Annotated in this window: 10 protein-coding genes; 5 read left to right on the top strand and 5 right to left on the bottom strand. The window is 71.7% G+C overall.

Annotated features, from left to right (window positions below; translation table 11 throughout):
* A partial coding sequence (locus tag LZG04_RS07085; protein WP_233814429.1) for an integrase core domain-containing protein occupies positions 1-100 on the top strand: 100 nt, incomplete at its 5' end.
* A gap of 33 nt (positions 101-133) precedes the next feature.
* On the opposite strand, the gene LZG04_RS07080 is transcribed toward LZG04_RS07085, so the two are convergent.
* From LZG04_RS07080 to LZG04_RS07065, 4 genes are all read right to left on the bottom strand, one after another.
* The gene (locus tag LZG04_RS07080; RefSeq protein ID WP_156077169.1) at positions 134-295 is read right to left on the bottom strand and encodes a hypothetical protein; all 162 of its coding nucleotides are present in this window, start codon (positions 293-295) and stop codon (positions 134-136) included.
* A 98-nt stretch (positions 296-393) separates the two neighbouring features.
* On the bottom strand, positions 394-1056 hold the full coding sequence (locus LZG04_RS07075; RefSeq protein ID WP_233814392.1) for a DUF4276 family protein: 663 nt from the start codon (positions 1054-1056) through the stop codon (positions 394-396).
* Positions 1053-2135, bottom strand: coding sequence for an AAA family ATPase (locus LZG04_RS07070; protein ID WP_233814390.1), 1083 nt, complete (start codon positions 2133-2135; stop codon positions 1053-1055). Before LZG04_RS07070 ends, LZG04_RS07075 begins: the two co-directional genes overlap by 4 nt.
* 43 nt (positions 2136-2178) lie before the next feature.
* Positions 2179-3138: a CoA ester lyase gene (locus tag LZG04_RS07065; protein WP_233814388.1), complete on the bottom strand. Its 960-nt coding sequence runs from the start codon at positions 3136-3138 to the stop codon at positions 2179-2181.
* A 115-nt stretch (positions 3139-3253) separates the two neighbouring features.
* Between LZG04_RS07065 and LZG04_RS07060 the strand changes: the two genes are divergently transcribed.
* From LZG04_RS07060 to LZG04_RS07045, 4 genes are all read left to right on the top strand, one after another.
* On the top strand, positions 3254-3589 hold the full coding sequence (locus LZG04_RS07060; protein WP_233814386.1) for a hypothetical protein: 336 nt from the start codon (positions 3254-3256) through the stop codon (positions 3587-3589).
* On the top strand, positions 3586-4443 hold the full coding sequence (locus tag LZG04_RS07055) for an aminoglycoside phosphotransferase family protein (RefSeq protein WP_233814384.1): 858 nt from the start codon (positions 3586-3588) through the stop codon (positions 4441-4443). Before LZG04_RS07060 ends, LZG04_RS07055 begins: the two co-directional genes overlap by 4 nt.
* A gap of 64 nt (positions 4444-4507) precedes the next feature.
* On the top strand, positions 4508-5761 hold the full coding sequence (locus LZG04_RS07050) for a magnesium transporter MgtE N-terminal domain-containing protein (protein WP_233814382.1): 1254 nt from the start codon (positions 4508-4510) through the stop codon (positions 5759-5761).
* Positions 5754-6245, top strand: coding sequence for a DUF1003 domain-containing protein (locus LZG04_RS07045; protein ID WP_233814380.1), 492 nt, complete (start codon positions 5754-5756; stop codon positions 6243-6245). Before LZG04_RS07050 ends, LZG04_RS07045 begins: the two co-directional genes overlap by 8 nt.
* 9 nt (positions 6246-6254) lie before the next feature.
* On the opposite strand, the gene LZG04_RS07040 is transcribed toward LZG04_RS07045, so the two are convergent.
* Positions 6255-6716, bottom strand: coding sequence for a MarR family winged helix-turn-helix transcriptional regulator (locus LZG04_RS07040; RefSeq protein WP_233814378.1), 462 nt, complete (start codon positions 6714-6716; stop codon positions 6255-6257).
* Between the last annotated feature and the right edge of the window lie 77 nt (positions 6717-6793).

Here is a 6793-nt window from a genome sequence, read left to right as displayed (position 1 = left end):
CCGCCTGGCCGCCCTGCCCTACTGGGTCCAGGACTACAACACCCGACGCGCCCACAGCGCCATCGGCGGCCAGCCCCCCATCACCCGACTGACCGCCTAAGCGTCAACAACGTCACGAATCAGTACAGCTAGCTCAGGAGGCGCGCAGCTCCAGCTCGCCACCGCAGTGCCGGCACACGTCGGCGAACACGTGGACGTCGTGCGAGCAGGCGGGGCAGGGTCGGAAGCTGCGCTCGATCAGGTCGTCGCGGCGGCGCTGGAACAACCGCCTGCGCGGGGTGCGATGTCTGGACACGCCGACCACCATGCACAGGCCGCACCCCGTGATCGCCAATCCAGGCCCCGACCTGTGGCGATGCTCACCGGCCACCTCAGCGGTCGGTGAGCCGCCGGTCACTCTTCGAACGCACGGAGCCAACCGTCGAGGTGCGGGCACGCCGCCCGCAGGCGGACCAGCCCGAGGTCTTGGATGGCGAGCGGCCCGTCGACCGTTTTGACGTAACCCGGGCAGTAGTCGAGCAGCCGCTTCGAGGGCGCGGTGGCGGGTCCGTCGTTGACCAGTTCCGGGCCGCCGGCAGCCCGGACGTCGTCACGGAGCCGGTCGGCGAGTCCGGGACCGAGGAACTGCCCCAGCTCGTCGGCGGCGGCGAACACCCAGGCCTCCAGCTCGTGGACCACCAGGTTGGGCCGGAACCGCCGATCGCCGACCGCGGCGGCCAGGCAGCGCTCGACGTGCCCCACCCGCTCGTAGACGTCACCGGACGGCCGGTCGGCCATGCCGGGGCAGTCCACCGGGAACGCGTAGTAGTCGAACACCGTGGTGAGCACGTCGAGGCTGGTGTCGTTCAGCAGGAGCTTGATGTCCCGCTGCACCTGCGCCCAACCGGTGATGCCGCCCTTGTGCGACGGTCCGGCCGCCGGCCGCTTGGTCTTGACCAGCGACAGGCTGGTGACCCACCCGAGCCCTTCGAGGTGGGGCCGGATGACGGCGTCGGCCACCACTTCCTCCGTCTGCCCCTCGACCAGCAGGTGAACTCGCCGGACGACACGGGTCACGCGTGCCCGCCCGGCCTGCCGCCGATCAGGTTCTTCTCCCACAGCTCACCCAGCGAGTACTCCGAGAGCCATCGACCGAGCCGCTCGCGGTCCGGTCGCGTGAACGTCGAGCCGCCGTCGACGCGCTCGACCACGATCAGGTCGTCGAGCTCGAACTGGTTCACCAGCGTCACCGACTGAGTGGCGATGATCACCTGACCGCGTGTCGACGCCTGCCGCAAGAGCCCTGCCAGCTGGACGACCGCGTAGGGGTGCAACCCGAGCTCCGGCTCGTCCAACACCACCAGCGCCGGCGACTGCGGGTGCAGGAGGAGCGTTGCGAGGCAGACGAAGCGCAAGGTGCCGTCCGACATCTGATCGGCCGAGAACACGGCGTCGGAGTCGACCGGCCGCCACCGCAACCGCAACCGATCGCTCTTCTCCGGCCGGAGCACGAAGTCCCGGAAGAACGGTGCGACCTGGCGGATCACGCCGACGATGCGCCGGTATGCCGATTGATCGGCTTGGTCGTCGCTGTCCGAGAGGGCCAGCAGGACGGCGGCGAGGTTGCCCCCGTCGTTGCGCAGCAACAGGTTGTCCGCCGTGGGCACCGATTGCTTGACCGGCGCGTGCCGGCTGGTGTCGTGGAAGTGGTAGACGCGGCAATCCCGCAGCAGGTCGACCATGCCCGCGGCCACCCGGTTGACCCCAGTTCGGGCGGTTTCGTGCAGCCGCGTTTCCCGGTTGCCCCTGCCCACCTCGACCGGCACGGCCCAGCCGACCGATTCGCGGGCGAAGATCACCTCGTCGTCGCGGGCGGGTTCGAGCACGGCTTCGTACTGCCCTGCCGATGTGACGAGCCCGACCCGCAGGTGACCGGCGGTCGAGTTCACCAGCGCCGACGCGCCGCCGTTCAGGCCGACGAAGTAGCCCAGGTCCGACTCGACCAGCCGTCCCAGCAGCTCGAACACGCGGACGAAGTTGCTCTTGCCCGCGCCGTTCGCGCCGATCAGGACGTTCAACCGGCCGAGGTCCACCCGCGCCGATCGGATCGAGGCGTACCCCTCGACCTCGATCGACTTCAGCTCCCGGTCGGCCACGCGATCACTCTACGACCACGCGCCGACCGGGAACCGGCTGAAGTCAGTCCTCCGGCGGCGACCACACGTTCGTGCGGGACATGCCGGCGGCGCGGCCCTTGGAGGAGATGACCAGGGCCATCTTGCGGGAGGCCTCGTCGATCATCTCGTCGCCGAGCATCACCGCGCCGCGCTTGCCGCCCTTCTCGGAGGTGAAGTAGTCGTACGCGTCGAGGATGTTCTCGGCGTGGTCGTAGTCCTCCTGCTTGGGGCTGAACACCTCGTTGGCCGCGTCGATCTGGCCCGGGTGCAGGACCCACTTGCCGTCGAAGCCCAGCGCCGCCGAGCGGCCGGCCACGCGCTTGAAGCCCTCGACGTCGCGGATCTGCAGGTACGGGCCGTCGATGGCCTGCTTGTCGTGCGCGCGGGCCGCCATGAGGATCTGCATCAGGATGTAGTGGTAGGCGTCGCCGACGTCGTAGCCGGGCGGCTGCTCGCCGACGACCAGGGACTTCATGTTGATCGACGCCATGAAGTCGGCCGGGCCGAAGATGATCGTCTCCACCCGCGGCGAGGCGGTGGCGATCGCGTTGACGTTGATCAGGCCCAGGGCGTTCTCGATCTGCGCCTCGATGCCGATGCGCCCGACCTCGTAGCCCATGGTCTTCTCGATCTGGGTGAGCAGCAGGTCCAGCGCGTGCACCTGCTCGGCGGTCTGCACCTTGGGCAGCATGATGCAGTCGAGGTTCGCGCCCGCGCCCTCGACGACCTCGGTGACGTCGCGGTAGGTCCACTCGGTGGTCCAGTCGTTGACCCGGACCACCCGCGTGCGCGAGCCCCAGCCGCCCTCGTTCAACGACGCCACGATGGTCTTGCGCGCGTCCGGCTTGGCCAGCGGCGCGCACGCGTCCTCCAGGTCGAGGAACACCTGGTCCGCGGGCAGCGTGCGGGCCTTGTCGATCATCTTCTGGCTCGACCCGGGCACGGCCAGGCACGAGCGACGGGGACGCTGCTGGTCGACCACTGGGGGGTACCTCCTCGTACCGGCCGGTAACTCCTGTCGTGCGAAGGGTGGCACGCACGTGTGCCGCCCGCTATTTCGTGAGTCCCGGCTCACAGGCCCGTGGCAGGCTGAACCGGTGGAGATCGCACAGGTGCTGGACAACGCGCTGCGCAAGGCCGCGGCGGTGTGGATCCGGCCGGACGGCCACGAGCCGAGGCTGGTGTGGGCGCTGTGGCGCGACGGGACGCTGCTGGTGGCCGTCGGCGGCACGGAGCAGGAGGTGCCGGGGCTGGTCGACGGCGTCGCGTGCACGGTCACCGTCCGCTCCCCCACCACGCACTCGCACCTGGTCGACGCCCGCGCGACCGCCCGCCGCACCGACCTCGACGACGACGCGCGGGCGGCGTTGACCGCGGCCCGGCTCAACGGCCGCCCGGAGTGGGCCGACGTGTACCGGCTGGAGCTCGCGTGATCACCGTCCCCGACGACTTCGGCGCGATCCTGGGCGAGGAGGCGCGGGAGTGGCGCGCCACCCTGCCCGCGCTGGCCACGAAGTTCTGCGCCCGCTGGCAGCTCACCCCCGACGGCGCCCTGCTCAACGGCAACGTCGCCGTCGTCCTGCCGGTGCGCCGCGCCGACGGCCACCCGGCCGTGCTCAAGCTCACCTGGCTGGACGACGAGACGCGTCAGGAGCCGATCGCCCTGCGCGCGTGGGCCGCGCGCGGCGTGGTGGACCTGCTCGACCACGACGACCAGCACGGCGCGTTGCTCCTGGAACGCCTGGACCACACCAGGTCGCTGCTCGACGCGCCGATCGAGGAGGCGCTGGCCGTCACCGGCGGGTTGCTGCGCGGGCTGCGCGTCCCGGCCGGACCGGAGGTGCGCCGCCACGAGTTCCCCGACCTCGTCGCCGAGAACGCGCAGCTGGGCGACCCGCTGCCGGCCGCGCTGGTCGAGCAGGCCCGCGAGCTGGGCCGCGACCTCGCCGAGACCGCCGGGAACACCCTGGTCAACCAGGACCTGCACTACGAGAACGTGCTGCGCGGCGAGCGCGAGCCGTGGCTGATGATCGACCCGAAGCCGCTGGCGGGCGACCGCGAGTTCGGCGTGGTCCCGTTGCTGTGGAACAGGTTCGGCGAGCTGGACGGCGAGCGCGGCGTGCGCGACCGGTTCGCCGCGCTGTGCGACATCGGCGAGCTGGACGTCGACCGGGCCCGCGCCTGGACGTTCTGCCGCGCCGTGGACACCTGGCTGTGGTGCCTGGACCAGGAGCTGGACCGGATGGCCGGCCCCGTCGAGGCCATCGCGCACGCCCTGCGCCCGTAGCCGCGGCCCCCGCCGTCCACAGTGGAACGCAGCGGCGGCGCACCGGGCGGACTAACCTGATCACGTGGCCGCCGTCAACCGCGTCTTCGCCGCCCAACTCGCCGGGCTGCCCGTGTTCGGGCCGGACGGTGAGTCGATCGGCAAGGTCCGCGACCTGGTCATCGGCCTGCGGGTGGACCGGCAGCCGCCCCGCGTGCTCGGCCTGGTGCTGGAGCTCGCGACCCGGCGGCGCATCTTCGTGCCGATGCTGCGGGTCACCTCGATCGAGCCGAACGCCGTGGCGCTGGCCACCGGGTCGGTCAACCTGCGCCAGTTCCACCAGCGCGCCAACGAGGTGCTGGTCGTCGGCGAGCTGCTCGACGCCCGCGTCACGCTCGGCTCGGGCGCGCAGGCCGTGCTGGTGGACGCGGCGATGGAGCCCAGCCGCACCCGGGACTGGCGGATGACGCGGGTGGCGGTGCGGGAGCGCACCGGCCGGCTGGCCCGCCGCGGCCCGGTGCAGGTGCTGCGGTGGGACGAGCTGACCGGCCTGTCGGTGACCGAGCTGGCGGGCCAGCCGCAGGGCGCGCAGCACCTGGTGGCGATCTTCGAGACGATGCGCGCGGCGGACGTGGCGCTGGCCCTGCACAGCCTGCCGTTCAAGCGGCGCTACGAGGTGGCCGAGGCGCTGGACGACGAACGGCTCGCCGACGTGATCGAGGAGATGGCCGAGGAGGACCAGAAGGACCTGCTGGCGCACTTGGACGACGAACGCGCCGCGGACATCCTGGAGGCCATGAACCCCGACGACGCGGCCGACCTGCTGGCCGAGCTGCCCAAGGGCGAGCAGGACCGGCTGCTGGGGTTGATGGAGCCGGAGGAGTCCGCGCCGGTGAAGCGGCTGCTGGAGTACAGCTTCGACACCGCGGGCGGGCTGATGACACCGGAGCCGGTGGTGCTCGCGCCGGACGCGACCGTGGCCGAGGCGCTGGCGCACGTGCGCAACCCGGACCTCACGCCCGCGCTGGCCAGCATGGTGTTCGTGTGCCGGCCGCCGACGGCCACGCCCACCGGCCGCTACCTGGGCTGCGTGCACATCCAGCGGCTGCTGCGCGAACCGCCGTCCGACCTGGTCGCGGGCGTGCTGGACACCGACCTGGCCACGTTGTCGCCGTCGGCGTCGCTGGGTGACGTGACCCGCTACTTCGCCACCTACAACCTGGTGTGCGGGCCGGTCGTGGACGACAGCGACCACCTGCTCGGCGCGGTCACCGTGGACGACGTGCTGGACCACCTGCTGCCGGACAACTGGCGCGAAACGGGGCTGACCCATGCCTGAGCTGCCGCGTCGACGGCTCGACCAGCCGCGCACGGAGGGCCGGTTCCGGCTGTCGCTGGACCCGGAGGCGTTCGGCCGGTTCTCCGAGCGCCTGGCCCGGTTCCTGGGCACCGGCAAGTTCCTGTTCTGGCAGACCCTGACCGTGATCGTGTGGATCACGCTCAACCTCGCCGCGGTGTCGCTGCGCTGGGACCCGTACCCGTTCATCCTGCTCAACCTGGCGTTCTCCACGCAGGCCGCCTACGCCGCGCCGCTGATCCTGCTCGCGCAGAACCGGCAGGACGACCGCGACCGGGTGTCGCTGGAGGAGGACCGGGCTCGCGCCGCGCAGACCAAGGCCGACACCGAGTACCTGGCGCGGGAGCTGGCGGCGCTGCGACTGGCCGTGGGCGAGGTGGTGACCCGCGACTACCTGCGCAGCGAGCTGGAACGCGTGTTCCGCGAGCGCAAGCGGGCCGTCAAGGACGACGTGGCGTCGCCGTAGGGCCGGGGGTCACGGTTCGTCCGCGCCCAGCCGGTCGCACGTGCGGCCGAACGCCTCCAGCTCGGCGTGGTCGAACGCCTCCGCGAAGTGCCGCGCCACCCCCGTCAGGTGCGTGCTCGACGCCACGCGCAGCCGGTCGAGGCCCTGCGACGTGAGCACCGCCACCACGCCGCGGCCGTCACCGTCGGCGCGCTCGCGCAGCACCAGGCCCGCGCGTTCCAGGCGGTCGACGAGCCGGGTGACGCCGGAGCGCGACAGCAGCACCGCGTCGGCCAGCTCCGTCATCCGCAGTCGGTGGTGCGGCGCCTCGGCGAGCTGGACCAGGACGTCGTAGGCCGCGAGCGACAGGCGTTGCTCGGCGATCAGTTCGGCTTCCAGCACCCGTGTGAGCCTCGCGTGCGCCCGGAGGAAGGATCGCCACACCCCCAGCTCGGCACGGGTGGGCAACCGGGCAGATCCGGTTTCCGGCACGGATACCAATGTTACGGAAAGCACGCGACCGGCTGCGCGCTGCCCCCGGAACCGGGGTGACCAACCGGTAGCTTGGA

The sequence above is a fragment of the Saccharothrix sp. S26 genome (assembly GCF_021390395.1).
Classification (GTDB): domain Bacteria; phylum Actinomycetota; class Actinomycetes; order Mycobacteriales; family Pseudonocardiaceae; genus Actinosynnema.
Note: the sequence above shows the minus strand (reverse complement) of the source record. Positions and strands in the feature narration are given on the sequence as shown.

What these genes read in the sequence shown, in the direction of transcription:
- LZG04_RS07045 (WP_233814380.1), top strand. Translation starts at nt 5,754, where the DNA reads ATGCCTGAGCTGCCGCGTCGACGGCTCGACCAGCCGCGCACGGAGGGC.